The sequence below is a fragment of the Yinghuangia sp. YIM S09857 genome, from assembly GCF_051388915.1.
GTDB lineage: Bacteria > Actinomycetota > Actinomycetes > Streptomycetales > Streptomycetaceae > Yinghuangia.
Genome location: NZ_JBPKBH010000004.1, coordinates 312353 through 338587 on the forward strand (window position 1 = coordinate 312353; position 26235 = coordinate 338587).

Below are 26235 nucleotides of genomic sequence, written 5' to 3' on the forward strand. Positions count from 1 at the left end.
GGAATGGCGGATGGCCCGCCGACGTGGGACGGCACCGGCCGGGTGCGAGGAGGGGCACCCGTTCGGACACGCAACTACCGTTCAACGGCGGCGTGTTCGGTCCTCGGAGCGCCGACGGCTCGGAGTCAAGTGCGGTGGCCGCAAAGGTTTGCCGGTTCTCGTCGTTCGGTGCCGTGCATCGCCAGGCGCAGGGCCGAAGCTCGTACTCGGTCGTACTCGCGAGGTCCTGCAACGCCGCGAGGCGTGGTGCCGGGCGGCGAGAACCGGTGAAGGTTTGTGGTCTAGCGCTCGAAGTCCGCCTGGGCGCGGTCGGCCATGCGGCGCAGCGCATCGGCCAGTTCGGGGATCCGGCTCTTCGGCATGCGGGTCGTCGGCGCCGCGATGGAGACCGCGCCGACGGTGTCGAGGGAACGAGCCACAACACGTCGTCCGATCGCGCGGACGCCGGCTTCGGTGGCTTCCATGTTCAGGGCGTATCCGCTCTTGCGCACGCCTTCCAGTTCGTGCAGGAGGCGCTCGAAACGGCCTGCGGCCAGGCATACCGATCCCGGATCCGAAGTCCTGTCCGTGTCACCGGCGTTGGGGGATGGCAGCGCGTACAGCCGGTACAGCTCGGCGACGGGCAACGCGGCCAGCAACGCCTTGCCGCCTGACGTCTGGTGGGCGGGCAGGATGGTGCCTTGGCGGTCGCCCACATGCAATACCTGAGTGGACTCGACAGTTGCGAGGAAGCGTGTCTGGGTGCCGACTCTGACCATCAGGTTCACGGTCTCCCCGACCTGATCGCACAAGGCGTCCAGGTGTGGCAACAGCGTGCGCCGAAACAACTGCGTCGTCTGCGTGGCGATTCCAATGGGCGTGGTCATTGCCCGGCCCGGCACGTAGCCGCGGTCATCGTCCTGCGCGGCGAAATCACGGTAGGCGAGCATTGCGAGCAGCCGGTGGGCCGTCGAACGGCCGATTCCCAGTTCCTCGGCGGCTTCACTCACTCGAATGCGACCGCGGTCGCGAAGAATCTCGACCAGGCGCAAGGCGTTGTCGACCGAGGCGAGCGGGTACGGGGGCCTGTTCCTCATAGCAGAAAGGCTAAACCCGATCTGGGACGCAGCGGTAGCGTCAAATTCCGCGGCGGCCACCCCCGCCCCGACCCCCGAATCCCCCTGCCGTTGGGAGCACACTCATGGACTTGCACGGGAAGGTCGCCGTGGTCACCGGAGCGGGACGCGGCCTCGGCCGGGAGTACGCGCAACGCCTCGCGGACGCCGGCGCCGCCGTCGTGGTCAACGACCTCGATAGGACCGACACCGACGCCACCGTGGAACTGATCACCGCGGCGGGCGGGACCGCCGTCGGATGCGCCACCGCCGTGGGAAGCACCGCCGCGGCGGAGCTGCTGGTCGACACGGCGGTCGACCGGTTCGGCGGACTGGACGTCATGGTCGCCAATGCCGGGATCCTCCGAGACCGCGTGCTGTGGAAGATGACCGACGACGACTTCGACCAGGTCGTCGAGGTGCACCTCCGCGGCACGTTCACGTGCGCCCGCGCCGCCGCGATCCGCATGCGCGACCAGGGCGGTGGCCGCATCATCTGCGTGGGCTCGCCCACGGGCCAGCACGGCACCTTCGGGCAGACCAACTACGCCGCAGCCAAGGCCGGCATCGTCGGCATGGTCCGCACATGGGCCCTGGAGCTGGCGCGCCAGCGGATCACGGTCAACGCCGTGGTGCCGGTGGCCGCCACACAGATGACCGCCACCATCCCCGCGCTGCGACCCTATGTCGACGCCCTCACCGAGGGCCTGCCACTACCCGCCTTCGCGCGCCGCGAACTGGGTTTCGGCACCCCCGCCGACGTTTCCGGCCTTATCGTCTTCCTCGCTTCGGACGAGGCCCAGGGCGTGACCGGACAAGCCATCGGAATAGGCGGCGACCGCCTCGCCCTGTGGACCCATCCGAGCGAATTCGCCGTCCAGTACCAAGAAGGAGGATGGTCACCCACGCGCATCGCGGAGGTCTGGGAACAGTATTTCGCGGAGCACCTCCAAACGGTCGGTCCCAATTTCCCGGAGCCCGTCTCATGACCCTTGATCTGAGCAAACTCCACGCCATCGACACACACGTCCATGTCGAAGCGGACTGCCACGGCCGCCACGCGTTGGACGACGAACTCCGTGCCGCCTCCGCGGCGTACTTCAAGGTCGGCACCCGAAACCGTGCGCCGCAAATCGACGAAATCGCCGAGTATTACCGCGCCCGCGGCGTAGGCGCGGTCATCTTCACCGTCGACGCGGGCACCGCCACTTCCCACCCGCCGCTGTCCAGCGACGAGATCATCGTGCAAGCCCGGCGCCACGCAGACGTCCTCATCCCGTTCTGCTCGGTCGACCCGCGCACGGGGCCCGCCGCGGTCGCCAGGTTGCGCCAGTTGGTGTCCGACGGCGCGCGAGGTCTGAAACTCCATCCCTCGTTGCAGGCGTTCGAGCCGAACGCCGTGGAGTTCTACCCGCTGTACGAGGCCGCCGCCGAACTCGGCGTGCCGATCGTGTTCCACACGGGGCAGACCGGCATCGGGGCGGGTCTCCCCGGCGGCCGGGGCATCAAACTGCGCTACAGCGACCCGATGTTGATCGACGACGTCGCTGCCGACTTCCCCGACCTGACCGTCATCATGGCCCATCCCTCGGTCCCCTGGCAGGACGCCGCCATCTCCAGCGCCACCCACAAGGCGAACGTCCACATCGATCTGTCCGGATGGTCGCCGAAGTACTTCCCGGCCCAATTGGTCAAGGCCATGAACGGCCCGCTGCGCCACAAGGTCCTGTTCGGATCGGACTTCCCCCTCATCACCCCCGATCGGTGGCTGGGCGACTTCGACACCCTGGACGTCAAGCCGGAAGTCCGACCGCTGGTCCTCAAGGACAACGCGGCGCGCGTACTCCGCCTTCAGGCAGAGGCGGACAGCCATGACTGACGTAGGCCTGGGCAGTTGGCCCCGTCGGCGGGCCCGTATCCTCCCGCACAGCGTCGCCTTCCGCCAAGACGCCCGAACGTGGACCTACGGGCAACTGGCGGACCGCGTGGAACGCCTCGCCGGAGGCCTGGCAGAACGCGGGGTGCGCAAAGGTGACCGCGTCGCCTACCTCGGCCCCAATGACATCGCCACCTTCGAGACGTTCTTCGCAGTGCTGCGCCTCGGCGCCATCTTCGTCCCCCTCAACACGCGCCTGTCCGTCGCCGAACTCGCGTACATGCTCGACGACAGCGGCAGCCGCACGTTGGTGTACGCCGCACAGACCGCCGATCTGGCTGCGGGCGCGGCGGCACACGCAGACACGCCGCCCGCGCTCATCGCCTGCGAGGGCGCACCGCGTGTGCGGTCTGCTGATCACTATGAGGCGGTGCTGTCCCCGATCGGGACAGAACTCCTCTCCGCCGACGTCGCGCTCGACGATCCCGCGCTGATCCTCTACACCAGCGGCACGACCGGCCGCCCCAAGGGCGCGGTGCTCAGCCACGCCAACCTGACGTTCAACGTCATGAACCAGCTCGCGCACACCGACGTGCTCGGCACCGACGTGGTGCTGTGCATGGCGCCGTTGTTCCACGTCACCGGCCTGAACCTCGTCAGCATCCCCACCTTCTTCAAGGGCGGCACCCTCGTCATCGCCCCCAAATTCGACCCCGCCTCGGCACTTGCGACCATCGCCCGCGAACGCGTCGTCGGATTCGCCGCCGTCCCCACGATGCTCCAGATGCTCGCGGACCACCCCGCCTGGGACACCGCCGACACCAGCTCCATGCGCTACGTGGTCTTCGGCGGCTCGCCGATACAGGCACGCGTCGCCGACGCGTGGCACAAGCGCGGCATCAGCATGCTGCACGGCTACGGCATGACCGAGGCATCGCCCGGCATCTTCATGTCGACCCCCGAGAGCGCCCGCGAACGCCCGCTCGCCGCAGGGGTCGCCCACTTCTACGTCGACATCGCGCTCGCCACCGGCGCCGGAACCCCGGCCCGCCCACCCGGACACGGCGAACTCCTGGTCCAGGGGCCGAACGTCTTCCAGGGCTATTGGGGACGCCCGCAGGAAACGGCAGCCGGTTTCGACCACGAGTGGTTCAGGACCGGCGACGTGGTGGACGTCGCCGACGACGGCTGGGCCCGCATCGTCGACCGGGTCAAGGACATGTACATCTCCGGGGGAGAGAACGTCTACCCCGCCGAAGTCGAGGCCGTCATCGCCCAGTTCCCGGGCGTCGCGGACAGCGCGGTCGTCGGGGTGCCCGACGACCGATGGGGTGAAGTGGGCGCGGCCTTTGTGATGTGCGCCGAGAACCACGACCTGGACCGCGCCGGCTTGCTCCGCCACCTGGAAGACCGGCTCGCCCGCTACAAGGTCCCCCGCTACCTCAGCGTCGTCGACGACCTGCCCCGCACCGCGTCGGGCAAGGTCCGCAAGGCGCAACTGCGTGTTTCCCCCGCCACCGGCGATTCCCGACCGAACCCCGAGGACACCCCATGACCATCGTCGTCGACAGCATCAAGGACCTGCCCCGACTCGTCGGAACCAGCCTGGGCAGCAGCGACTGGCTGGACGTCGACCAGCGACGCATCGACACGTTCGCCGAGGCCACCGACGACCACCAGTGGATCCACGTCGACGTCGACCGTGCCAAGGACGGCCCGTTCGGCGGCACCATCGCGCACGGGTACCTCACCCTCTCGTTGCTCGTCCCGCTGTGGAGTTCGCTGCTGGAGGTCCGCGACGTCGCCACGAAGGTGAACTACGGCCTCGACAAGGTCCGCTTCCCCGCCCCCTTGCCGGCCGGCTCGCGTGTGCGCGCGAGCGCGACCGTGGCGGAGTTGCGAGACCTGCCCAACGGGGTCCAACTGACCATCGACGCGGTCGTCGAACGCGAAGGCGGCGGCAAGCCCGTCTGCGTCGCCCGGCCCGTCTTCCGCTACTACGCCTGAACACGCCGCCGGAGGTAACCCAGACATGTCCCACTACCGCAGCGACCTCCGGCACACCGAGTTCACGCTGTTCGACGTCCTGGGCGCGGACAGGCGGTATGGCAAAGCCCCGTACGACGACCTCGACCGCGCCACAGCCAGCGCCCTCCTGCACGGCGCCGAACTCTTCGCCCGGACCAGGCTCGCGCCGAGCTTCGACGCCGCCGAACGCGAGCCGATTCGCCTTGAGGAAGGCCGCGTACGGCTGCCCGCCGAGCTGCGCGTCGCGCTTCAGGACCACCTCGCGTCGGACTGGCTGCGCCTGGACCTGCCGGCCGACGCCGACGGGGCGCGGATACCCCCCTCGCTGCGCTGGGCCGCGACGGAATTCGCCCTCGGTGCCAACCCCGCCGTGGCGATGAGCACCCAACTCGTGCCCCGCGCCGTCGCCCTGCTCAGGCGGGAAGGCGACGACGCGCAGCGGCGCCTGGCCCAGCAGATCCTGGACCGCCACTGGACCGTCACCATGGTCCTGACCGAACCGGATGCCGGCTCGGACGTCGGGGCGGCGACGACCAAGGCAGTTCCGCAACAGGACGGGACCTGGCACCTGTACGGCACCAAGCGCTTCATCACCTGGGGTGAGCACGACGCGGCCGAGAACATCGTCCACCTGGTACTGGCCCGCACCCCGGCCGGACGCGGCGCCGGCAGCGCGGGGCTGTCGCTGTTCGTGGTCCCCTCGCACCACACCGACCCGGCCACCGGCGAGCCACGGGAACGCAACGGCGTACGGGCGACCAAGCTGGAGCACAAAATGGGCGTGGTCGCGTCGCCCACCTGCGAGCTGGTGTTCGGCGTCGACGGCGTCCCCGCCGTCGGTACGCTCCTCGGGCGCGAAAACACCGGCCTGCGCCTGATGTTCGACATCATCACCTACGTACGCATGCTGGTCGGGCTGAAGGCGACCGCTGCCCTTTCCAGCGGCTACCTCAACGCCGCCGCATACGCCGCCACGCGAGTCCAGGGCAAGCGACTCGACGACGACCCGCCGCCCGCGCGGGTGCCCATCGCCGATCACCCGGATGTGCGAAGGTCACTGATCACCCAGAAGTCGTACGCCGAAGGCGCCCGCGCGCTGGTCCTGTACACGGCCTCGCAGTTGGACACCGTGGAGGCCTTCGAGGAGCTCGGCCAGCCGGCCGGCGAGGCGCGGCGACGGCACCAACTCCTGCTTCCCGTCGTGAAGGGGTGGTGCTCTGAGAACGCGTGGCGCGTCCTGGGGGCCGAAAGCCTCCAAGTCTTCGGCGGCTCAGGCTATTTGCGCGACTACCCGCTGGAGCAGTACGTCCGCGACACAAAGATCGACACCATCTACGAAGGCACCACCGGCATCCAGGCACTCGATCTGCTTCAACGTCGGATCCGCCGCGATCAGGGCCATGCCCTCCACCGTCTGCTGGCCGACGTGGAGTTGACTGCGGCACAGCTGAACGACTCACGGGAACTCGCCGTCGAGGGAAGGCTCTTGCTCACCGGCGTGTCGTGTGTGGCCGGTCTGTCGAAGTGGGCCTGCGCCGCCGACCTCCGCCACGCGGCCCTTGGCGCCAACCGCCTGTTGTTCGCGTTGGGGGACCTGGTCGTCGCCTGGCTGCTGCTGCGCGCCGCTGCGGTCGCGCTGCGCCTCCAGAGAAACGCACGCCCTGCCGACGTCCGGTACTTGGCCGCGACTGTCGCGACCGGGCGCTGGTTCGCACGGCAGAACCTCCCGCGGCTCAGCACCGAGCTGACCGCGGTCCATCTCCTTGAGGGCGACGACCTCGGCACCGCCTGGCCGCCGGCCTGAGTGGTGATCCCGGCAGGCGAACCCGGGGCCGAACCGGGCCCCGAGGCGAACCGATGACCGCCACAGCTCGGAGCACCGCGGTTCCTCGCCGCTCCGGCCGCAACTCCTGTGCATCCCCGCAGCGTTGGAACTGACTGCCGCGACCGGCACTCCACGTGCCGGCGTCGCGGCTTCAGCCGTTGCAGGGCACGGCCAGTGCCCGGAAGTGGCGGCGGTACGCACCGGGAGGGACGCACATGTGTCGCATGAAGGCGCGCCGCATGGCCTCGGCCGAGCCGTAGCCGACGTCTTGGGCGACCTTGTCGATGCTGTCGAAGGTGGTCTCCAGACGGCGGCGAGCCGCGTCCAACCGGGTGCGCTCGACGAAGCGCCCCGGTGTGACACCGGTTTCCTCCAGGAACACGCGGGCGAACTGCCGCGGCGACAAGGCGATTCGGCGGGCCAGTGCTTCCACGGAAAGGTCTTGGTCCAGGTTGCGCTGCACCCATTGCTGCAACTCGCGTACGGGATGGCGCTCCGCCGGATGTGCGGGCGGCGCGACGCTGAACTGCTCCTGGTTGCCTGGACGATGCAGGAAGACCAGGAGCTGCTGTGCCACAAAGCGGGCGTTGTCGCTGCCGAGATCCTCCGCGACCAGCGCGAGCGCGAGGTCGATGCCGGCGGTCACCCCTGCGGACGTGCTGACCTTGCCGTCCCGCACGTACAACTGGTCGGCGGCGACCGTGGTCGAGGGGAAGCGCTCCGCCAGGGTGTCGCAGAGGCTCCAGTGGGTGGTGACCCTGCGTTCGTCGAGGACGCCGACGAGGCCGAGCAGGTATGCGCCGGTGCAGATGGACACCACGCGTTCCGCTTGGTCCGCCAGTTCCCGGATACGCTTGAGAGCGGTTTCCGGGACGTTCTCCATGCCTGGCCCGCCCGGCACGAGCAGGGTGTGCGGAGGCCGGCAGGTATCCAGATCGGTGGTCGGTGTCAGCTGGTCATATGACCAGCGTCGCAGCCCCGGCAAATGACAGCAATGACACAAAACCCAACAAATCTGCCATCGGCATCGCGCAAAGCGCATCCAGCGATCCGGCCGTGGTGCGTCAGGACACGGTGACGTGGTGTCCGACGAGCACGAGCGCGATTCCGAAGGCGTCTATGGCGACCGTTCCGGCGGCCAGGGAGCCGGACCAGGCCCGGCGGCCTCGCCGGGTCCGGGCGAACCTGTGGCCCAGGGCGGCCAGGAGAAGCCCCTGGACTGCGAAACAGGGTTCGAACACCAGGATGTCGTGAACGGCGGCCCAGTGGTTCTTGTCGTTCAGAGTCGCGGCGTCCAGGCCCTGGACGTCCGGGAAGTCGACCGCCGAGCGGAGCCCGGCCAAATACAGTCCCTTGGTGGCGAACCCGAAGACGGCGTGCGAGATGCAGACCACCGACGCGACCCACAGGGGAGCGAGAGGAACCCACGGCGGCGGTCGCCGGGCGGCGGGGTGTTCCAGAGCGAGGATCCAGCACACACCGAAGGCCATCACCGCGGTCACGGCCCAGTTGGTCGCTCGAACGGAGGCCGCGTGCTCGTGGGCGGCCGGAGGCAGACCCCAGGTGCCACCGACCGCCCAGTACACATGCAAGGCGGCGAACAGGGCGGTGAACGCGGCGGTGAGTCGGACCAGCCCACGCCAACTGAGCCATGGCACCGCGTTGCTCGTGGCACTGGTCTGCGTGGGCCGTACCGCCTGCGCTGCGGCCTTCTCGCTCATCTCAGACCTCACTGCCGCGGGGGCGCACCGCGTTCAAGACCCTCGCACCGTGTGTCCGCCCTGTGCGACCGAGAGTCGCGGGGCTGCGGGAGCGCAGTACGGATCGCGGATCGGTGCTCGGCCGGTTTGTGGGCCATGGGCACGCAGCGGCGGGACCTCCAGCACGGCACAACCGTGCATTTGGATTCGGTCCACGATCGCCGCTGCGTCCGCGTCATCGATGGAGAACACGAAGGGGCCGGGCACGAGAACAGCGTCCACCCGATGGTCCTCCACCGCGGCCATCAGCCGCTTCAGTCCGGGCTTGCCCCCGCGAGAGGGCACGCCGTGGTCCGTGTAGAACTCCGGGTTTCCCAATCCCAGTTCACGGGCGTGTCGGGCGACTGCGTACTGGTGGGCCGACATGCTCGCCGTATCGCGCGGATACGTCCGCAGATACGCCGCCACGACCACCGGCGGCATCGCGTGTGTCATGTCGATCATCTGCACCACCTGCTTCTTGCCGAGACTGCGGCACGCGCATCCGGCGCGGGCGTGCCTCGGCTGAGTGTTCGAGCGCCTTGCGACTGCCGCTCCGCAACGTGGCCGACAGACCGCCTCGATGTCAGCCTCGCAGTCGTGCGAGATGGCAGCAATGACACAAAACCCACTGATTCTGCCGTAGCAGCCGTGTCACCCCCACTCGCGCAGACACGGCCGCCGCGAAGTGTCCGGTGTGTCCACTGCCGCTTGCTGGTTAGCGGCGCGCTCGTATGCACACGCCAACATCGCTGACGCGACCAAAATGGCGGAGCTTGTCTGGATTGACGATGAAGTGGATTGCGTCGACGCGGCCGTTGGCGATGTCGAGCCCCATGATTCCGGCCACCTGATCCTGCGGGTCGAGCATGATGGCGCCGGCGTGGAGATTGACCTCGGTGGGCTGGAGACGCACACCGTGGTGCCGCAACTTGGCCATACCGCTCACGAGGGCGAGGGCGACACCAACGGCTGGCATGGATCCCCGCAGCCGGCGTCCGAACTCCACGGGATGCCCGCACCGGATTGCGACGGCTGGGACGCGCTGGCCTCGCTCTTCATGGCCGTGACCGCACCGCGCTCCCCCAAGGCCAGGGCCTACGACGCCAACCTTCGGCCGAACAGCGAACCGCGCGGATTGCGCGCCGGATCCGTGCTGACCCTCGGTCAGAACGGCACCTTCGACGCGGCCACGGTGCTCCGCTCGGTTCACCGGCGCGACGGCCACACCTGGCTACATGCCGGCGCCTGCATCGTCAGCGAGTCACGGCCCGAACGGGTGCTCACCGAGACCCGCGAGAATCTCCACGGCATGGCGCGCGGCATCGTCCGTGCCACCTCCGTCGGCACCGAGGTGCTCGGTCTGGACACGATGCGTCGGGACGTGGCCGCGGTTCTGCGCTGCCCCCAATCGGAAATCGACGACGAGACAAACCTGCTCGTTCAGGGACTGGACTCCGTCGGACTGATGACCGTGGTCAGCAAGTGGAGCGCGTACGGGATACGACTCAAGGTCGCCGACCTCGCCCGCGACCCTCGGCTCATCGCATGGGCGGCACTCGTCCGCGAAATGCGACTCGCTGCCAAGACCTCGGTGCGGTGACGACACGAGTACGGCGGTTTGACAGGTTGCGGGCTCTGGTGGGTGCGAACGAGGGTGCAGTGTCCGCCAATCCGCACTCGGGTCGAGCGGAGCCGGCGCGCCGGGCTGTGTGACATGGCCCATGTCCGGTCATGCATGCGGAAGTTGCCCGTCTGTCCTGAGCGGCCCTTGCGGACGGAGGTGGGCCGTGACCGAGGAGACTGTGGCACCGATGCCGTCGTCGGTGGAGGATTGCCGGTGTCATGGCGGCCAACCGCCTTGCGCGGCGTGCAGACGTGAACGTGACACCGGTCAATCCGCGCCCGACCGTTGTGGCCGGCGGCGGCGCCCCAACGCTTGGTGTCGCCGCGCCTGGGACCGGTCGACGGGCCCGGCGCGGCGCGGGAGATCAAGCAGTGGCCTCTTTGGAGGGGCCGCAAGTCGGCCTCGGGTCTGCCGCGCCGTCCATGACGCAGCTGCGGAACCTCAGCTTTCGGCCCTCGGCAATGTCGTAGTCGAATACCCGCGACGTGTTGTCACCCGTCCCCAGGTAACTGGTGCTCCAGAGGACCCAGACGCCGCGTGAGTCCTTCAGGTCGATCTGGACGCCGGCGCCGTGGCCGTCGGCTTTGTCGTCGTACACGGTGAACGTCTCGTCGTAGCTGTGGAAACGCACATGACTGGCGAGGGAGAAGGAATCGTCGTAATAGCTCGCCAGGTAGACGCTGTCGCCCGCGGCATCAGCTGTGGGCGCGAGGGTGGCGGTTACGCCGACGGAAAGGACAAAGGCGGTGGCGGCCTTGCTGATCTGCTTCATGGTCTTGTGCATGGACAGCCTCTGAGAGAGTGAGGACGGGAATCGGTTGGGGGCCGAGTCGCATGAGGAAGGCAACTTGCGGGCGCCCCGAGGGAGTGCCGTGCGTCGGCGAAGTTGCCTGCGCAGGTGCGGCTTTGCAGATGGATGCACAACATCAGAGCCCGCCCTGCGCCAACAGTGGAGAATCGTCCACCGATGCGCGGGACGAAGTGTGCACCGATGGCACGATCGCAAGGCAGCCTGTCGGACATCACCTGCGCGAGCATCCTGCCAAGTTGGCGGTCGTGGCCGTTGAGCTCAACCAGGATTCGTCCACGTTCGGACGCCACCGAGTTCGAGAATTGTGCCGCCGATGTACGGAACCGTCATGCGACCCGACATCGTCGCCGGTCCGGCGACCCCTATTTCGTGGGCCTGAGTGGCCTGTCGGTGGCTGAAAAGTTGGGAATTCTGTCATTGCTGCCATAGGTGTGCGATGCCAAGCTGGGCGCGGCCGGCACCCCGTTGCTCACACATGACGGTGATGCGGGCCCATCCTGCGAGCACGGGTCAGATCCTCACCCGGTGAATGCCATTGCCTCAATTCCGGCGCCGGTGCCGGTGCTCGCTCGCGCATGCGAACCCCCGGCTTTCTTCCCATCAAGGAGTTCGGTTATGACCTCAACTGGTGTCAGTCGTCGTAGCGTTGTCGTCGGCACTGCCGCGACAGTGGCGGGCGCGACCGCTTTGCGGGCGGGCACGGCTGTGGCGGCCGGCAGCCAGTCGGCGGAGGCCGACAGCGCCGCCCCGGTCACCGTCGTCCTCGTGCACGGTGCATTCATCGACGCTTCCGCCTGGTATCCGGTCATCGGCCGGCTGCAAGCCAAGCGCCACCGGGTGATCTCCGCGGCAACTCCTTTGCGGGGGCTTCCGGTTGATGCGGCACACCTGAAGTCCGTCCTCGACCGCGTGGACGGGCCCGTCGTGGTGGTCGGGCACTCGTACGGTGGCGCCGTCGTCACGGAGGCCGCCGCGCACGCGGCGAACGTCAAAGCGCTCGTTTACGTGGCCGCACTGGTCCCGGACGTGGGCGAAACGGCGGGCGAACTTGCCTTCCGCTACCCGGGCTCCGAGCTTCAGCCGGTGCTTGAGCAAGTCTCCGCGACTGCTCCTGACGGGACGCCGCGGACCGACCTCTACATCAAGCAGGAGAGCTTCGGATACGTGTACGCCGGTGACGTGCCCGCCGCACTCACCCGCGTATCTGCTGCCGCGCAACGCCCGGTCAGCGCAAGCGCGTTGACCGACGTCACCACCTCCGCGGCGTGGCGTACCCTGCCGTCCTGGAATCTGGTCACCACGCAGGACCGCATCCTGCCCCCCGAGCTTCAGAACTTCCAGGCCCAGCGCGCGAATTCCAAGGTTCTCTCCATCGCCGCCTCCCACCTTCCGATGCTGAGCCGACCCGACGCGGTGGCCAACCTCATCACCGACGCCGTTCGAGCCACCATCTGACGCCCTCGGCAGACGCCGGCGGGCGGCTCGGCCGAGGCGCCTCGCAATCCGGGGTGTCGGGTAGGTGTGCTGTGCCTACCCGACACCGGTGGCGAAAGGCCTCCTCACCCGTGCGGAAACTCAGGGGTGTTCGACCCCGACGGCGCACCGGCAGTGCATCCCGCGCGGAGGCCGCGTATTGGCGACGTCACGGAGGGTCGGCGTCAGGGTTTCCAGACCACCGGGTCTGCGGAGAGGTCGACGAAGTCGTAGGTGACCGACGCCACCGTCGCTCCGGGCGGCGCCAGATACACCTTGCAGCCGGTGGCCTCGGCGCCGTTGGTGAACATGTCGGTGTCCGGTGCCTCGCACTTGTCGAACTTGCCGAAAATCATCGTGTGGCCGAGATTGCGGTCGGACGCGTCGAGAGCGGTGAAGGGGATGGTCGGATGGCTGTGCGAGAGGTCGGCGGCCGAGACGTTCTTGAAGGTGGCTCGCACGTAGTACGGCGTAGCGGACCTGTCCTCGTCCTTGACGTCGATGCCTGCGGAGGTCAGGTCCTCGATAGCCCCCTTCTCGATCGCTGTCACCGTGACCTGCACGACACCTGTCTGGTCGCCGTCCTCGAAGGGGATGACCGCGGGCTCGCCGACCTTGAGCTCGGTGCCGGGCGCGGCCGGGGGGAACCGCGCGGGGTCGACCGGGGTGGGCGTGGCTTCGCCGGTACGAGATTGTCCGGCGGCGGTCGGGGAACCTGCGGCGGACGCGTGACGGCCGGTGGGTGTCGAAGAGGCCTGGGAGTCGTCGTCGTTGCCTTCGCCGCCACAGGCTGTGAGGGCCAAGACAAGTACGGCGGCGGAGCCGAAGAGCGTGCTCTGGGTTGAACGCATGGTCATGTTTCTTCCGGTCGCGGAGGACGGCGCGGTCGCGGGAGCGGCGGCGCGTGTGCCGCCGGCGGCGCCGATCATGCCCGCCATGGTCGCACCCGGGATATATAGGCAGCAATGACGCAAAAACCAACTTTCATGCCATGCGCCTCCGTCGCCGCCTCGACAGCCTGCGCGAAGTCGTCGCTCCGCATCCACCACCGCGCCCTATGGCAGGAAAGTTGGGAATCTCGTCATTGCAGACATCCGCGGCCCGGTGACAGGTTCTTGCCATGACCCGCCGTACGGTCTTCGCCGTTCTCCGCGAGAACGTGCGCCGGAGGTGTCCGTGAATGGTCTCGACGAGATCGCCCGGTATGCGGGACACGGGTCGGGGGAACCCATGCGATGGGCGTCAACTGTCCGTCCCGCCGGGGGAGTACCGCCGCCGCTTCAGGATGACGGGTGCTTCGCGGCCCGCAGCCGACTCGGCCGACGCGCGACCGGACTGTGGCCATTCGCCTCGGGAGACGACGCAATTGAGGAGACACACGTGCACGAGGGCATCCCGCAACCACCAGCGCTGACCACCGTTCCGGGCCAGCCGGGATTTCCCCACCGTGAACGCCGGGTGCCGGTCCAGCAGCTTGCCGTCACGGCGCACAGCGGTGAACACGCCTTCCTGGGCCGGAAGTTGGGCCCGGGCAACGTGCACTTGTCCGGGCCGAGGGTTCGGAGCCTGAGCGTTCCCACGGGGAGCGCCGCAAGTGCCGAGTCGGGACGGTCCAGCGTCGTGCCCGCGGGCTACCCGGCGCGAGGAGAGGCCCCGCTTCCCCCGACGCTGCTCCAGAATGCCGAAATGCGTGCGGCCTGCGCGAGGCGGGATATCGGCACGGTCTTCCGACTGGCTCGTGACTGCGCAGGCATCAGCCACAGTCGCCTTGCACGCCTGTGCGACATGACCCCCAGCAGGATCAGCCAGTACACCAAAGGCAGGATGCAGGTACGCCAACAGCACGTGATCGAACGGGTCGCGGACGGCCTGCGCATTCCGGGCCGCATGCTCGGCCTCGCCTGTCGACCGTGGGAGACGTCTGCGATGAACGACCGTTGATGCAAGCCGGGTTCGCATCGGGAACGCAGAACCTGGCGATGCGCTGAACGCTGTTCGGGAGATGCACTGAGAGAGGCGTCACAGGGCCGGATCGCCGCATCACGTCGCCGTACCGTCGGCCGTCTCCTGCGAGGGCACGTGGCCGACATCGACATCGCCACAACTCAGCCGTTTGCGCCCCGGTTTTGGAACCGCCGATTCACCCTCGGCAGTAGCGGCCGGGGCGATCCACGGCGAAGTCCGCACACCGGGGGACGCCCAACTCCCTTACAGGACACCGCCACCAGGATCGATCCATGCACATTTGCCGGCCGTTGTCAGACCGCCGGTCAGTCCTCATTTCCAGACTGTCGCCTTGAGGCGGATGTGCGGGTCGATGGGGACGCCGAGGACGATCTCAAGGTAGGCCAGGCGTCCATCGCCGGTGGCCACACACAAGCGCGTGCCCACGGCTGCTGCGTCGGCTTGCGGGGCTCCGTGCGCTTTCAGCGCAGCCGTACAGACTGCGGGAGTTGGTGTCGGACCGTTCGTCGGCAGACGGGCAAGGGTTGCGGTCGAGCCTTCCGCCGTGGCCAGTGTGGACTCCCTGCCCTCGAACAGCGCCACCAGATCGGCGCCGTCGACCGACGGCCCCGCCATCGGCGGCAGCGTGTCCAGGTCAAGGTGGTCGAGCCCCGGTTCGAGCGTGACGTCGACCGAGCGAACCAGCAGTTCCCGCGGCGCTTCGCCGGGTTGCGAAACCTCCTCGCTTGAGCCGGACCCGGGCGGCCGGGGTGCCGCTTGCCCGGGTGGCGCCGCCGTCCCGGTCGCGACCGCCGTGCCCGTCGCGACCGCCGTGCCGGAGCCGCCGCCCTGATCGGAGGGCCGGGAGGCAGCCCATATCGTCACGACGATCCCGATGACCGGCAGGACGATGCCGACGACCCACCACGCCCAGTTCGGCTCACGACGCCCGCTCACCCGGTCCCCCCGCGTAGGCCACACACCCTCGCGCGAACGTACCAGCCCGAGCCACTCCTGCGTCGTCATCCACTGGCTCGTGAAGCCGGCGCGCGGGTGATCGCCACCGCAGGGCCGGCGGTGGCAAGCCCGGCGACGGAGTTGGGCGCCGAGTGCTTCGAGCGGATCGGCCTCGGCTTCAGTTGCTGGTGCGGAACCGGCGGTGAAGGGCGTGGACTTCGTCGGCCAGTTGGGCGACGGGGCCTTCGACGGTGATGCCGGGGACGACGTCCTGGATCGGGATGGTGCGCACCGGGGATTTGCCGGCACCCAGTTCGGCGAGCCAGGCGCTGGTCTGCTGTGCCGAGCTGGCGTACACGATGCGGCCGAGGCCGACCCAGCCGTGGGGGGCCGCGCACATGGCGCAGTGCTCGCCCGACGTGTAGACGGTGGCCGTCGTGCGCTCCGGCGGGGCGAGGTTCTCCGCAGCCCAGCGTGCGAGCGCGAACTCGGGGTGGCGTGTGGGGTCTCCCGTGCTGATCTCGCGATTGCGGTCCTCGGCAAGGACGTTGCCGTCGGCGGACACCAGGACGGAGCCGAAGGGTTCGTCTCCCGCGTCCACGGCCTCGGCCGCCAGTTCGACGCAGCGGCGCAGGTGTCGGAGGTCGTTCTCGTTCATCACGCACAGTTCCTTTGTCCGGGAAGAAGCTCGTTCAGGTGCTCGGCCACGGACGCGAGCATCCGCCACGCCGTGCGTGGGCGCCTGGTCTCCTCGGGGTCGCCCTGGAAGGGGTCGAGGACGACGGATTGCGCTCCCAGCGCCCGCAGTTGGGTCAGGTCGTCGGCGATCTGGTCGAGGGTTCCGACGCCGGCCGGGCGGTCGGCGTCGGTGACCGGTGACGCCGTCACTCGCAGAATGATCCTCGGGGCAAAGACCGGTACTCGTCGGTTCTCCGCCTGCGCGACGTCGTGAAGGCGGGCCACGGCCTCGCGCATCCAGGGCATCGTCGCGCGCAGGGGGTGCCAGGCGTCGCCGAGGCGTACGGCGCGCCGGATTCCGGCGTCGCTGTTGCCTCCCACCCAGATCGGGATCCGGTCGACCTGGTAGTCGTCTTCGTCCTCCCAGGCCGCACGAATCATCGCCAGGTACGCGTCGGTGGTCTTCCCGCGCCGGGCGAAGTCGGCGCCCAGGGCCTCGAATTCCTGCCGGGCCCAGCCGACGCCCACGCCGAGCACCAGGCGTCCCTCACTGATCCGGTGGAGGTTCGCGGCCATGCGTGCGACCAGGAGCGGGTGGCGGTACGGAACGATCAGGACCGTCGTGCCGAGGCGGACCCGCCTCGTGATCCCGGCCAGCCAGGCCAAAGCTGTGAACGGCTCGTAGAAGGGTGCCGGATACTGCTCGGCCACGTCGGGAGTCACGGCCACGTGGTCCGAGACCATCAACAGGTCGAATCCAAGGCCCTCCACGGTCTGTGCCCAGTCACGCAGGACGCCCGGATCGCTGCCCGGGCCGAAATTGGGGACGTTGACACCGATGTGCATGGGGTCAGGCTAATGAGCCCGAGCCGTCCGCCTGAAGAGCGTTGTCCCGGAAAAGGGGTACATCCTCCGGGGAATCCCCGGTATTTTGCCCGTATGGCCGAGGATATCGACGACACCGACTGGGCCATCCTGCGGGAGCTCCAGCAGGATGGACGCATTGCGATGACCGAACTTGCGAAGCGCGTGAGTCTGAGCGCGTCGGCGACGACCGAGCGGGTGCGGCGCCTTGAGTCCACGGGCGTCGTCACCGGGTATCGCGCGGAGATCGATCTGGCAAAGGCGGGTTTTCCGGTCCTGGCCGTGGTCCGTCTGAAGTACCCCGGCAACCGGCACGAGCGGTTGCACCGGCTCCTGGCTGAGCGTCCCGCCATCCTGGAGTGCCTCCGGACGACAGGCGAGGACTGCTACCTGCTCAAGGTGGGGGCCACGTCAATGCCGGACCTTGAGAAGGTGGTCGACGAACTCGCCCAGTTCGGCAGCACCACGACCAACATCGTCTATTCGCAGACGTTGGCCTACCGTGGCCCCGGTGTGCCGGGCAGCGGGTATTAGGCAACTTTTGCGTGGGCGGCTTGTGCGCAGATCGAGTGCAGTGGTGAGAACTTTGCCCGATGAAGCGCCGCACGGCCCTGCCTCTGCCGCCTGCGCCCGCGTCGCCTGGTGGTGACGGAGGCGCAGGTCGACGGCGGCGACCTGCGCCGCCCGGACGGTGACGTACGAGATGGGCGGCGCGGTTGGGTGTCGGGCCGTGACGGGCGATCTCGATGCGGCGGGTGGTCGTTCGCCGTGGGTGGCGTTCCGCCGACCCGTGACGGGGGTTCGGACGACGATGTGTGTTCGGACGACGTTCGGACGGCGTCTCCTGGGCCCGTACAGGCGACGCCGTCCTACAAGTCACTTCGAGTCGTGATGCGGTCTACGACTTGTCGCCCGACATGCCGCCCGAATCGGTGCGCCGCTCGGCGCGCTTGTCGGTGGCAGCGTCGGACGCAGTTCCGGTGGCCCTGTCGGTGCGGGTCTCGGAGGAGGGCAGATCGGCTTCGATCTTCTCCTTGCGCACGGTGCCCCGCACGGTCTCCTGTTCCACGTGCTCCTCGGTGGTCAGGCGGACCCGCTCCACCGGGGTCACGCGCGTCTCGACCACGGCTTCCTCGGCGTAGAGCGTGACTTCGTGCTCGGCGTCGGAGATTTCCGGGCCGGACATCGCGGCCGACCGGTTCGCCTCGCCGATGGGCTCGCGTTCGACGCGGACCTCGTCGTGCCGCAGCGGTACGGTCTGCTCCTCTTCCTCGGTCACGACGTACTTGCGCAGCCGCGCGCGACCGGCTTCGTGGCGCTCGACGCCGACGTGCATGTGCTCCTCGGAGCGCGTCATGGCGCCCGTTGTGTCGCGGTCGCGGCCGATGTCGGTGCCGGTTCCGGTGCCCGCCATCCCGGCGCGCGTGCCGGTCCTGGCCGTGCCGGCGGCGGCCGTCGTACCGGAGTCCGTCTTGCCGGACGCCGGCATGCCGGTGGCCGCGGCGCCCGAAGCCGCAGTACCGGTAGCCGCGGCACCCGTGGCCTTCCCCGAAGCCTTCTTGGCGTCGGTCGCGGAAGCCGCCTTGGCGTCCGAGGCCCGGCGGTCTGCCGCGGTTCCGGCGACTCCGGCCGCCCCTGCCGCGCCCGCCGCCCCCGCCGCGCCCGCGGTCCCGGTCGTGCTGTCGGAACGGGCCCAGCCGCCCTCGCCCGCCTTGTTGGCCTTCTCCCAGGCCTGGTCCCAGGCGATGCCGTAGTAGTCGTACAGCCTGCGCTCTTCCTGCGCCGACAGGTGGCCGCCCGCGTCGACGTCGACGTTCGGTGCGTCCTTGATCTTGCTCTTGGGGTACGGCACCTCCACGTGGTCGTCGACCATCGTGGCGTCCCTGATGGGCACGAACGACTCGTTGCCCCCGAACAGCCCGGTCTTCACCGTGACCCATTCCGGCCGCCCGGTGGCGTCGTCGAAGAAGATGTGCCGGGCCGGACCGACCTTGTGGCCCTCCGCGTCGTAGACGGGATGGTCCAGCACAGTGGGAATCTGATCGCGGGTGATCATCACTGCCTCCATTGCTGCGTCTTGTTGCTGCTTCCGCTTGCTGCTTCCGCGCACACGCGGGCACGCCGAAGACGCCGCCCTCGCGCGAACGGCCATGGGAACGGAGTGAATCCGTGGGAGAAACCTGGAGGATCGACCGGTGGAAGGCGGCCCGCCGCATGCCGGTGGGCACCTGCCTCGCAAACCCGGACGTACTGATGCTTACCGCGCAATCAGGTTGTAAACAGACCGTTGGCCGAGCGATCCACCGCCCGGCCAACAGCCACCCGCCTGTACGTCAATGAGCCTGCTCCCCAGCTTGTACGGGAAGCCCAGCCTGTACGTGAGTCCAGTCTGTGCGTGAGCCCAGCCCGCATCTCAGCCCAGCCCGTCCATCTCGGGCCGGCCGGCCTGTATCTCAGTCCCGGCCGTCGCCCCCGCGTACCAGCGCACCCGCGAGCGCCCCCGTGTGCTCCCCGTCCTCGAACGCCAACTGCCCCGCAACGATCGTGGCCACATAGCCGACCCCCGCGCTGAGCAGCCGCGGCCCGTCGCTCGGCAGGTCCCTGGCCATGCGCGGCGAGGTCGTGCCCAGCTGGTCGAAGTCGATCAGGTTGACGTCCGCCTTCATGCCCGGCAGCAGGGTCCCGCGGTCGGTCAGTCCGACCAGCGCGGCGGTGTCCGCGCACTGCTGCTTGACCACCCACTCGACCGGGAGCCGCTGGTCCTCCGCGACGTCGCGGGCCCAGTACGACATCAGGAACGTCGGGAAGTCGAAGTCGGCGATCATCGTGCAGTGCGCCCCGCCGTCGCCCAGGCCGGGCACGGTCAGCGGGTGGACGAGCATGTCGCGTACCGCCGACAGGTCGCCGTCCGTGAAGTTCGCGACCGGCGTGTAGATCGTGCCGCCGCCGGTGACGACGTCGTACGCCACCTCGATCTGGTCCGTGTTCCGCTCGGCCGCGAGGGCGGTGAGCGAGCGCCGGACGTCGGCGTCCCAACTCGGCGGGGTGCCCAGTTCGAACGAGTGCGCGAAGCGGGCGGCGGGGTCGGTCCCGGAGGCCCGCAGCTCGCCGAGAATGCGTTCGCGTACGTCGGACGTGCGCAGCGCCGCCGTCAGGTCCGTCCCGCCCTCCGCGGCGAGCGCGCGGTACGTCGCCGAGCCGAGCAGCGGGTGCACCCGTCCGGCGAGGGACATCAGCAGGCCCACCGGACGCGGCGCGACCTGGCCGCGCATGCGCAGTCCGGCCGCGTTCGCGGCGTCCAGGTGCCGGAGGATGCGGCGGTATCCGTCGCTCGGCTCGCCCGGCCGCTGCAACGTGGTGACCGACATCGGCCGCCCGCTGACCTCGCACATGCGGCGCAGGATCTCGAAGTGGGCGTCGACCGGATCCTCGAAAACCGCCTCGAACACGCCGAGCCCGGTGCGGCCCACGGCCTCGGCGATGCCGACGAGTTCGGCGGCGCTCGCGGTCAGCGTGGGGGTCAGGCGTCCGTCCGACGCGTGGTGGTTCACCGAGCGCGAGGTGCTGAAGCCCAGGGCGCCGGCCACGACGGCCTCGGCGGCGATTTCGCCCATGCGGCGGATCTCGTCGTCGGTCGGGGCGGAGGCGTGGTCGATGCCGCGCTCGCCCATGGCGAACACGCGCACGGCGGCGTGCGGTACCTGTGTGGCGGCGTCGATCGCGCGGGGCACGCGGGCGACGGCGTCGAGGTATTCGGGGAAGCTCTCCCAGTCCCAGGCCAGTCCGCCGCGCATGACGTCGCCGGGGATGTCCTCGACGCCTTCCATGAGGGCGATCGTCCAGTCGAGGTCGGCGGCGCGGACCGGTGCGAGGCCGACGCCGCAGTTCCCGGTCACGACGGTGGTGACGCCGTGCGTCGAGGACGGGGTCAGCAGCGGGTCCCAGAGAAGGTTGCCGTCGTAGTGCGTGTGGACGTCGACCCATCCCGGCGTGACGAGCAGGCCCGAGGCGTCGATCTCCCGGCGTCCGGCCGACAGCCGTTCGCCCACTTCGCGGATGCGGCCGCCGCTGATCGCCACGTCGGCGGTACGCGGCGGAGCGCCGGTCCCGTCCACGACCGTGCCGCCGCGGATCACGAGGTCGTGCATGGCAACTCCCTTGGTTCCCTTGGCGTGCCGCTGGTCCGCCGCCTTGGCGCCGGCGGCCTCGGGTCGGGCCCGAGAGTAGGCCGGACTCCTTGACCTTGCAATGGTTTCGGCGGGTACGCGGCGCCGTTCCCTTGATTTGGTCAACCATCTTCGATATGTACGTCAGGTAACCAATCCGCACGGGGGCACGGCGCTGCGACGTCGCGACGCTTCAACGTATGGAGGCACCTCCTCATGACCGGACGCCTACAGGACCAGGTCGCGGTGATCACCGGCTCGGGGGCCGGCATCGGCAAGGGCATCGCCCGGCGGTTCGCCCGAGAGCGCTGCCGCATCGTGGTCAACGACATCCGCGAGGAGCCGGCCCGGGCCACCGCGCAGGCGCTGGAGTGGGAATTCGGCGTCGAGACGCTGACCCTCGTCGGGGACGTCACCGAACGCGAGTTCGCGATGGGCCTGGTGACGTCGGCGGTCGAGCGCTGGGGGCGCGTCGACGTCCTGGTCAACAACGCGTGGGGCGGCGGGCACACCAACCGCCTGGAGAACAAGACCGACGCGATGTTCGCGCACGGCCTCGACATGGCGCTGTGGGCGGGACGCTGGACCATGCAGGCGGCCTTCGCCCCGATGCGTGACGGGGGCGGCGGCTCGGTCATCAACATCTGTTCGCTGAACGGCGTCAACGCGCACCTCTACACGGCGGAGTACAACGTCGGGAAGGAGGCGCTGCGGGCGTACACCCGTTCCGCGGCGCGCGAGTGGGCGCAGTACCAGATCCGCGCGAACGTGATCTGCCCGGGCGCGAAGACCGAGGCGTTCGCGGCGTACGCGGCGGCCAACCCCGAGCAGGCGGCCGCCGCCGAGGCGATGAACCCGATGGGGCGGATGGGCGACCCGGAGGGCGACATCGGCGGCGTGGCGCTGTTCCTGGCCTCGGACGACTCGCGGTACGTCACCGGGAACACCCTGTTCGTGGACGGCGGCGGCGCGATCAACGGCGTGGTGTGGCAGCCGGTGCCGGAGGAAGACCGGGCGTCGTCGTGAGCGGTGCGGGCGGGGACGCGATGGGCGGTGAGGCGGGGGCCTTGGCGGGTGGCTCTGCCGATGGCTCTGCGGATGGCTCGGTGGGGGAGGGGACTCGGGAGCGCGCCGGGCGCGCTCGGGTGCCCGGTGACGCCGTGGAGTCGTTCTACGAGGCGTTCGGCGAGGCGTCGCGGCGGATCGCGTACAGCCGCATCGAGCAACGGATCGCGGACGCCCACGAGTTGGACCTGCTCGCGTTCCGCCTGATGCTGTACGTACGCGAGGAGGACCAGCGCGTCGGCGAGCTGGCCCGCCGCGTGGTGGCCCATGCGTCCCACACCTCGCGTGCCCTGACGGTCCTCGAACGCCGCGGCTGGATCGCCCGGCGTCCGGCGTCCGGAGACCGGCGTGGGGGGGGGGGGGGCANCCCGCCGCGTGGTGGCCCATGCGTCCCACACCTCGCGTGCCCTGACGGTCCTCGAACGCCGCGGCTGGATCGCCCGGCGTCCGGCGTCCGGAGACCGGCGTGTGGTCGTGGTGCACACGACCACCGCCGGGCTCACGGCGTCGAGATCCATGCGCGCGGAACTGCACACGGAACTGGCTGGTCGGGTCGCCCGTTGGACGGAAGCGGAGCTGACCGAGGCGGCGAAACTGATGCGGAGGTTGGCCGACGCGTTCTGACTGCGCGGAGTCTGACATCGGAGGCACCCGGAGTCGGCTTCCGCCTCCGCAGGTGGGCGCGTCCACATTTCTGACTGCGCGCAGTCAGACATCGGAGGCACCCGGAGGAGGCTCCCGCCTCCGCAAGTGGGCGACTCCGCAAGTCGGCGTCTCGCAGGGGCGGCCACGCGCGCGTCTCGCAGGGGCGGCCACCCGCGCGTCTCGCAGGGCGGCCACCCGCTCGTCTCGGAGGGGCGGCAGGGCACCGTGCCACCACGCCTGCAACCGCCCCCCGCCGCGTGGCCCCTCGCCCCGCAGTCCGCTGCCACCCACACGCCTCGCCGCCCTCGTCACATCCCCGCCCGCCCGGCGGCTCCCCGTAACTCCACCGAGGGATCATCCACCCGCCGCCCGGGCCGCCTTCCCGCGTGGACACGCGAACGAAGTCGGTGCGCGTCCGCTGCGAAACCGCGAAACCGCACCGACAATCAATGCGTCCCGGGGGCCCCGGCGGGGCGCGGTGCGGGTGGTCGGGCGGCGGGCGATTAAGATTGCGGAACGTGACGCCCCAGCCTGCGAGCAAGCCCCGCATCCCGAACGTTCTGGCCAACCGCTACGCCTCCGCCGAGTTGGCCACCCTGTGGTCGCCCGAGCACAAGGTCGTGCTTGAGCGCCGCCTGTGGCTCGCGGTCCTGCGCGCGCAGGCCGACCTCGGAATCGACGTCCCCGCGGAGGCGCTGTCCGACTACGAGGCCGTCGTCGAGAACGTCGACCTCGCCTCGATCGCGGAGCGCGAGCGCGTCACCCGGCACGACGTGAAGGCGCGGATCGAGGAGTTCAACGCGCTGGCCGGGCACGAGCACGTGCACAAGGGCATGACGTCCCGCGACCTGACCGAGAACGTCGAGCAGCTCCAGATCCGCCAGTCCCTCCAACTCGTCCGCGACCGCGTCGTCGCCGTCCTCGCGCGCCTCACCGAGCTGGCCGCGGACAACGCCGAGCTGGTGATGGCCGGACGCTCGCACAACGTCGCCGCGCAGGCGACCACCCTCGGCAAGCGCTTCGCGAGCATCGCCGACGAGGTGCTGGTGGCCTACGCCCGCCTGGACGACCTCCTCGGCCGCTACCCGCTCCGCGGCATCAAGGGCCCGGTCGGCACCGCGCAGGACATGCTGGACCTGCTCGGCGGCGACCAGGACAAGCTGGCCGACCTCGAAGGCCGGGTCGCGGCGCACCTCGGCTTCGACGCCACGCTGGTCAGCGTCGGCCAGGTCTACCCGCGGTCGCTCGACTTCGACGTGGTCACCACCCTCGTCCAGCTCGCCGCCGGACCGTCCTCGCTCGCCAAGACGATCCGCCTCATGGCCGGCCACGAGCTGGTGACGGAGGGCTTCCAGCCGGGGCAGGTCGGCTCGTCCGCGATGCCGCACAAGATGAACACCCGTTCGTGCGAGCGGGTCAACGGCTTCATGGTCATCCTGCGCGGCTACATGTCGATGACCGCCGAGCTGGCCGGCGATCAGTGGAACGAGGGCGACGTCTCGTGCTCCGTCGTCCGGCGGATCGCGCTGCCGGACGCGTTCTTCGCGTTCGACGGGCTGATCGAGACGTTCCTGACCGTGCTGGAGGAGTTCGGCGCGTTCCCCGCCGTCATCTCGCGCGAACTCGACCGCTACTTGCCGTTCCTCGCGACCACCAAGGTCCTCATGGCCGCGGTCCGCGCGGGCGTCGGGCGCGAGACCGCGCACGAGGTCATCAAGGAGCACGCGGTCGCGTCCGCCCTCGCGATGCGCGAGCAGGGCGCCGAGCGCAACGAACTCCTCGACCGCCTGGCCGCGGACGACCGCCTCCCGCTCGACCGCGCGGCGCTGGACGCCCTGTTGGCCGACCGGCTGTCCTTCACCGGCGCGGCGTCGTCCCAGGTCGCCGAAGTCGTGCGCCGCGTAGAGGATGTGACGTCGCGTCACCCAGAGGCCGCGAAGTACCGCCCCGGCGCAATCCTGTAGACAGATCGCGCGACGTCGCGAGGATGGTGCCCGTACGGAGTGCTCCGTACGGGCACCACGCGTTCCAGGCAAGGGAGTTGCGCCATGGGAGTCGACTGGACCCCGGCCCGCGTACGCGACGGCGTCGACCCGGTCGAACTCGCCGCGCTTGCCGCCGAACACGCCCGGCTCAATCAACTCCATGGGCGCGGCGCGGAGTTCGGGCCGGACGTGGTGTGGGAGGCCCCGCCGCGCGAGGTGACGGAGCTGTGGCGGGACGTCGACCGCCGGCTCCTCGCGTGCCTGGACATCCCGCGCAACGACGAAGGCTACTGGCACTGCTTCCGCGTCGCGGTCATCGGCCACAACCCGCTGTTCCCCCAGGAGTGGCGCGACGCCGCCTGGACGACGCTCCTACCCGAGCATGCGGCAGCCGAGGTGGCCCGCTGGCGGCGGCACTACACCGAGGTCCGGGAGGGCTTGGTTCCGGTCCCCGCCGACGCCGAACTCGACTGGGCCGCCGACTTCTTCGCCTGGGCCCAACCCTGGCTCGATACCGGCCACGGCTTCTACCTCTGGTCCTGACCAGCCTCCTGCCGGGCGTCGTACGCCTTCACCACCCGCTTCGGCGCCGTCAACCGCCAGGCTTCCTCGACCAGTTCTTCGAGCTCATCCGCCGCGACCAGATCGAGCACCACATCGATCCACCCGAACCGCCCGAAGAACGGCTGCGGCGAGAACACCTCCGGCGCCTCCTCCACCAACGCCGCCTGCGTCTCGCGCGTCGCCTTCAGGCAGACGGTCGGAGCCCCGTAGCCCATCATCCCGAACATCTTCTTCCGCACCCGGAAGGTGGGCTGGTCGCCCCAGTTCTCGATCACGACCTCCTCGGCCTCGGGCAACGCGAGGAACATGGCGCGGACGTCTTGCTCAGTGGGCATGTGGACATTTCTACCCGCTGACGCCGACACCTGCCGTAACGCCCCGCCCAAGTCCGAGCCGCTGTTGGCCGCGGCTCAACAACCACACGTCATGGACGACTGCTCCGCCGAAGTCCGCTGCCGCGCGAAATCCGGCGCGCCTGATCTGCCGAACGAACCGAGGCACGTTCGAGGCCACCTCGTCGGCGATCTTGAGGTACGGCGCTTCAGCGAACACCTCGCCGTACACACGTTCGACGACGTCCGCAGGGCGTACAACGTCGAGGGTAGGAAGTTGTCGATCGACTGCGCGATCCCGGCATTCCGTCTCCCGCGGATCACACTGGGACAGGCCAGTGAAGGCGTATGTTTTCGAGCATGCCAGCAGATGCCAACCGCGACGCCGACACCTGCCCGGAGTGCGGGGCGAAGTACTGTCCGCGCAACCCGTACGGCACGTTCGAGTGCGACGCCTGCCACAACAAGTGGCGGGCCGCGGAGTACAGCGCGCTCACCTGCGGCCTCTGCAAGGGCGCCACCGGCCGCCGCGTCGGCCTGGATCGGGCATGGGTGCTCTGTC

Annotated in this window: 25 protein-coding genes and 1 pseudogene; 14 read left to right on the forward strand and 12 right to left on the reverse strand. The window is 69.4% G+C overall.

Annotated elements, in window-relative coordinates; translation table 11 throughout:
- Positions 1-281: 281 nt before the first annotated feature.
- Positions 282-1076, reverse strand: a complete 795-nt coding sequence (locus tag ACRX5S_RS10265; RefSeq protein ID WP_436772517.1) for an IclR family transcriptional regulator — start codon at positions 1074-1076, stop codon at positions 282-284.
- 104 nt (positions 1077-1180) lie between these two features.
- Here ACRX5S_RS10265 and ACRX5S_RS10270 point away from each other — a divergent pair, with 104 nt between their 5' ends.
- The 5 genes from ACRX5S_RS10270 to ACRX5S_RS10290 are packed head-to-tail and all read left to right on the forward strand — an operon-like array spanning position 1181 to position 6802.
- Positions 1181-2083, forward strand: coding sequence for an SDR family NAD(P)-dependent oxidoreductase (locus ACRX5S_RS10270; protein ID WP_436772518.1), 903 nt, complete (start codon positions 1181-1183; stop codon positions 2081-2083).
- On the forward strand, positions 2080-2973 hold the full coding sequence (locus ACRX5S_RS10275; protein ID WP_436772519.1) for an amidohydrolase family protein: 894 nt from the start codon (positions 2080-2082) through the stop codon (positions 2971-2973). Before ACRX5S_RS10270 ends, ACRX5S_RS10275 begins: the two co-directional genes overlap by 4 nt.
- A complete protein-coding gene (locus ACRX5S_RS10280; RefSeq protein ID WP_436772520.1) occupies positions 2966-4525 on the forward strand; it encodes an acyl-CoA synthetase in 1560 nt (519 codons plus the stop codon). The genes ACRX5S_RS10275 and ACRX5S_RS10280 overlap by 8 nt, the downstream gene beginning before the upstream one ends.
- Positions 4522-4977, forward strand: coding sequence for a MaoC family dehydratase (locus ACRX5S_RS10285; RefSeq protein ID WP_436772521.1), 456 nt, complete (start codon positions 4522-4524; stop codon positions 4975-4977). The genes ACRX5S_RS10280 and ACRX5S_RS10285 overlap by 4 nt, the downstream gene beginning before the upstream one ends.
- A gap of 25 nt (positions 4978-5002) precedes the next feature.
- Positions 5003-6802, forward strand: coding sequence for an acyl-CoA dehydrogenase family protein (locus ACRX5S_RS10290; protein WP_436772522.1), 1800 nt, complete (start codon positions 5003-5005; stop codon positions 6800-6802).
- Positions 6803-6974: 172 nt separating this feature from the next.
- On the opposite strand, the gene ACRX5S_RS10295 is transcribed toward ACRX5S_RS10290, so the two are convergent.
- From ACRX5S_RS10295 to ACRX5S_RS10305, 3 genes are read right to left on the reverse strand one after another with little or no spacing between them, the layout of a single operon-like run.
- Positions 6975-7865 (reverse strand): GlxA family transcriptional regulator, encoded by an 891-nt coding sequence (locus ACRX5S_RS10295; protein ID WP_436772523.1) that lies wholly within the window; start codon positions 7863-7865, stop codon positions 6975-6977.
- A gap of 22 nt (positions 7866-7887) precedes the next feature.
- Positions 7888-8544: a DUF3995 domain-containing protein gene (locus tag ACRX5S_RS10300; protein WP_436772524.1), complete on the reverse strand. Its 657-nt coding sequence runs from the start codon at positions 8542-8544 to the stop codon at positions 7888-7890.
- A 33-nt stretch (positions 8545-8577) separates the two neighbouring features.
- Positions 8578-9027 (reverse strand): recombinase family protein, encoded by a 450-nt coding sequence (locus ACRX5S_RS10305; RefSeq protein WP_436772753.1) that lies wholly within the window; start codon positions 9025-9027, stop codon positions 8578-8580.
- 232 nt (positions 9028-9259) lie between these two features.
- On the opposite strand from ACRX5S_RS10305, the gene ACRX5S_RS10310 reads away from it, so the two are divergent.
- Positions 9260-10165, forward strand: coding sequence for a chorismate-binding protein (locus ACRX5S_RS10310; protein ID WP_436772525.1), 906 nt, complete (start codon positions 9260-9262; stop codon positions 10163-10165).
- A 388-nt stretch (positions 10166-10553) separates the two neighbouring features.
- Here the strand turns inward: ACRX5S_RS10310 and ACRX5S_RS10315 are convergent, their stop codons facing one another.
- Entirely contained in the window at positions 10554-10973 is a 420-nt protein-coding gene (locus ACRX5S_RS10315; protein ID WP_436772763.1) for a hypothetical protein, read from the reverse strand.
- Between the two features lie 642 nt (positions 10974-11615).
- On the opposite strand from ACRX5S_RS10315, the gene ACRX5S_RS10320 reads away from it, so the two are divergent.
- Entirely contained in the window at positions 11616-12455 is an 840-nt protein-coding gene (locus ACRX5S_RS10320; protein ID WP_436772526.1) for an alpha/beta fold hydrolase, read from the forward strand.
- Positions 12456-12658: 203 nt separating this feature from the next.
- Here the strand turns inward: ACRX5S_RS10320 and ACRX5S_RS10325 are convergent, their stop codons facing one another.
- Positions 12659-13324: a hypothetical protein gene (locus ACRX5S_RS10325; protein WP_436772527.1), complete on the reverse strand. Its 666-nt coding sequence runs from the start codon at positions 13322-13324 to the stop codon at positions 12659-12661.
- A gap of 529 nt (positions 13325-13853) precedes the next feature.
- Here ACRX5S_RS10325 and ACRX5S_RS10330 point away from each other — a divergent pair.
- On the forward strand, positions 13854-14414 hold the full coding sequence (locus ACRX5S_RS10330) for a helix-turn-helix domain-containing protein (protein WP_436772528.1): 561 nt from the start codon (positions 13854-13856) through the stop codon (positions 14412-14414).
- 336 nt (positions 14415-14750) lie between these two features.
- Here ACRX5S_RS10330 and ACRX5S_RS10335 read toward each other — a convergent pair whose 3' ends face one another.
- The 3 genes from ACRX5S_RS10335 to ACRX5S_RS10345 form a co-directional block, all read right to left on the reverse strand.
- Positions 14751-15443, reverse strand: coding sequence for a hypothetical protein (locus ACRX5S_RS10335; RefSeq protein ID WP_436772529.1), 693 nt, complete (start codon positions 15441-15443; stop codon positions 14751-14753).
- Positions 15444-15552: 109 nt separating this feature from the next.
- Positions 15553-16032 (reverse strand): nucleoside deaminase, encoded by a 480-nt coding sequence (locus ACRX5S_RS10340; protein ID WP_436772530.1) that lies wholly within the window; start codon positions 16030-16032, stop codon positions 15553-15555.
- On the reverse strand, positions 16032-16898 hold the full coding sequence (locus ACRX5S_RS10345) for an LLM class flavin-dependent oxidoreductase (RefSeq protein WP_436772531.1): 867 nt from the start codon (positions 16896-16898) through the stop codon (positions 16032-16034). Before ACRX5S_RS10345 ends, ACRX5S_RS10340 begins: the two co-directional genes overlap by 1 nt.
- Positions 16899-16991: 93 nt before the next feature.
- On the opposite strand from ACRX5S_RS10345, the gene ACRX5S_RS10350 reads away from it, so the two are divergent.
- Positions 16992-17450 (forward strand): Lrp/AsnC family transcriptional regulator, encoded by a 459-nt coding sequence (locus ACRX5S_RS10350; protein ID WP_436772532.1) that lies wholly within the window; start codon positions 16992-16994, stop codon positions 17448-17450.
- 364 nt (positions 17451-17814) lie between these two features.
- Here the strand turns inward: ACRX5S_RS10350 and ACRX5S_RS10355 are convergent, their stop codons facing one another.
- Both ACRX5S_RS10355 and ACRX5S_RS10360 read right to left on the reverse strand, forming a co-directional pair.
- Positions 17815-18972: a PRC and DUF2382 domain-containing protein gene (locus ACRX5S_RS10355; protein ID WP_436772533.1), complete on the reverse strand. Its 1158-nt coding sequence runs from the start codon at positions 18970-18972 to the stop codon at positions 17815-17817.
- Between the two features lie 397 nt (positions 18973-19369).
- The gene (locus tag ACRX5S_RS10360) at positions 19370-21064 is read right to left on the reverse strand and encodes an N-acyl-D-amino-acid deacylase family protein (RefSeq protein WP_436772534.1); all 1695 of its coding nucleotides are present in this window, start codon (positions 21062-21064) and stop codon (positions 19370-19372) included.
- A 234-nt stretch (positions 21065-21298) separates the two neighbouring features.
- Here ACRX5S_RS10360 and ACRX5S_RS10365 point away from each other — a divergent pair, with 234 nt between their 5' ends.
- From ACRX5S_RS10365 to ACRX5S_RS10385, 5 genes and pseudogenes are all read left to right on the forward strand, one after another.
- Positions 21299-22108 carry an SDR family NAD(P)-dependent oxidoreductase gene (locus ACRX5S_RS10365; protein WP_436772535.1) on the forward strand — a complete coding sequence of 270 codons (810 nt, stop codon included), beginning with the start codon at positions 21299-21301 and terminating at the stop codon, positions 22106-22108.
- Positions 22109-22128: 20 nt separating this feature from the next.
- Positions 22129-22485, forward strand: a pseudogene (locus ACRX5S_RS10370) (MarR family transcriptional regulator); the annotation flags it as partial.
- A 37-nt stretch (positions 22486-22522) separates the two neighbouring features.
- Entirely contained in the window at positions 22523-22771 is a 249-nt protein-coding gene (locus ACRX5S_RS10375; protein ID WP_436772536.1) for a MarR family winged helix-turn-helix transcriptional regulator, read from the forward strand.
- Between the two features lie 539 nt (positions 22772-23310).
- Positions 23311-24756, forward strand: coding sequence for an adenylosuccinate lyase (purB, locus tag ACRX5S_RS10380; RefSeq protein ID WP_436772537.1), 1446 nt, complete (start codon positions 23311-23313; stop codon positions 24754-24756).
- Between the two features lie 84 nt (positions 24757-24840).
- Positions 24841-25320 (forward strand): hypothetical protein, encoded by a 480-nt coding sequence (locus tag ACRX5S_RS10385; protein ID WP_436772538.1) that lies wholly within the window; start codon positions 24841-24843, stop codon positions 25318-25320.
- Here the strand turns inward: ACRX5S_RS10385 and ACRX5S_RS10390 are convergent.
- The gene (locus ACRX5S_RS10390; RefSeq protein WP_436772539.1) at positions 25305-25676 is read right to left on the reverse strand and encodes an MmcQ/YjbR family DNA-binding protein; all 372 of its coding nucleotides are present in this window, start codon (positions 25674-25676) and stop codon (positions 25305-25307) included. The two genes, ACRX5S_RS10385 and ACRX5S_RS10390, sit on opposite strands and share 16 nt — an antisense overlap.
- Positions 25677-26235: the final 559 nt, after the last annotated feature.

Coding starts and splice junctions, on each gene's coding strand:
- ACRX5S_RS10305 (WP_436772753.1), bottom strand. CDS start 9,027: ATGATCGACATGACACACGCGATGCCGCCGGTGGTCGTGGCGGCGTAT.
- ACRX5S_RS10300 (WP_436772524.1), bottom strand. CDS start 8,544: ATGAGCGAGAAGGCCGCAGCGCAGGCGGTACGGCCCACGCAGACCAGT.
- ACRX5S_RS10285 (WP_436772521.1), top strand. CDS start 4,522: ATGACCATCGTCGTCGACAGCATCAAGGACCTGCCCCGACTCGTCGGA.
- ACRX5S_RS10325 (WP_436772527.1), bottom strand. CDS start 13,324: ATGCGTTCAACCCAGAGCACGCTCTTCGGCTCCGCCGCCGTACTTGTC.
- ACRX5S_RS10365 (WP_436772535.1), top strand. CDS start 21,299: ATGACCGGACGCCTACAGGACCAGGTCGCGGTGATCACCGGCTCGGGG.
- ACRX5S_RS10345 (WP_436772531.1), bottom strand. CDS start 16,898: ATGCACATCGGTGTCAACGTCCCCAATTTCGGCCCGGGCAGCGATCCG.
- ACRX5S_RS10350 (WP_436772532.1), top strand. CDS start 16,992: ATGGCCGAGGATATCGACGACACCGACTGGGCCATCCTGCGGGAGCTC.
- ACRX5S_RS10265 (WP_436772517.1), bottom strand. CDS start 1,076: ATGAGGAACAGGCCCCCGTACCCGCTCGCCTCGGTCGACAACGCCTTG.
- ACRX5S_RS10340 (WP_436772530.1), bottom strand. CDS start 16,032: ATGAACGAGAACGACCTCCGACACCTGCGCCGCTGCGTCGAACTGGCG.
- ACRX5S_RS10290 (WP_436772522.1), top strand. CDS start 5,003: ATGTCCCACTACCGCAGCGACCTCCGGCACACCGAGTTCACGCTGTTC.
- ACRX5S_RS10275 (WP_436772519.1), top strand. CDS start 2,080: ATGACCCTTGATCTGAGCAAACTCCACGCCATCGACACACACGTCCAT.
- ACRX5S_RS10360 (WP_436772534.1), bottom strand. CDS start 21,064: ATGCACGACCTCGTGATCCGCGGCGGCACGGTCGTGGACGGGACCGGC.
- ACRX5S_RS10320 (WP_436772526.1), top strand. CDS start 11,616: ATGACCTCAACTGGTGTCAGTCGTCGTAGCGTTGTCGTCGGCACTGCC.
- ACRX5S_RS10335 (WP_436772529.1), bottom strand. CDS start 15,443: ATGACGACGCAGGAGTGGCTCGGGCTGGTACGTTCGCGCGAGGGTGTG.
- ACRX5S_RS10315 (WP_436772763.1), bottom strand. CDS start 10,973: ATGCACAAGACCATGAAGCAGATCAGCAAGGCCGCCACCGCCTTTGTC.
- ACRX5S_RS10280 (WP_436772520.1), top strand. CDS start 2,966: ATGACTGACGTAGGCCTGGGCAGTTGGCCCCGTCGGCGGGCCCGTATC.
- ACRX5S_RS10295 (WP_436772523.1), bottom strand. CDS start 7,865: ATGCGCTTTGCGCGATGCCGATGGCAGATTTGTTGGGTTTTGTGTCAT.
- ACRX5S_RS10390 (WP_436772539.1), bottom strand. CDS start 25,676: ATGCCCACTGAGCAAGACGTCCGCGCCATGTTCCTCGCGTTGCCCGAG.
- ACRX5S_RS10355 (WP_436772533.1), bottom strand. CDS start 18,972: ATGATCACCCGCGATCAGATTCCCACTGTGCTGGACCATCCCGTCTAC.
- ACRX5S_RS10385 (WP_436772538.1), top strand. CDS start 24,841: ATGGGAGTCGACTGGACCCCGGCCCGCGTACGCGACGGCGTCGACCCG.
- ACRX5S_RS10270 (WP_436772518.1), top strand. CDS start 1,181: ATGGACTTGCACGGGAAGGTCGCCGTGGTCACCGGAGCGGGACGCGGC.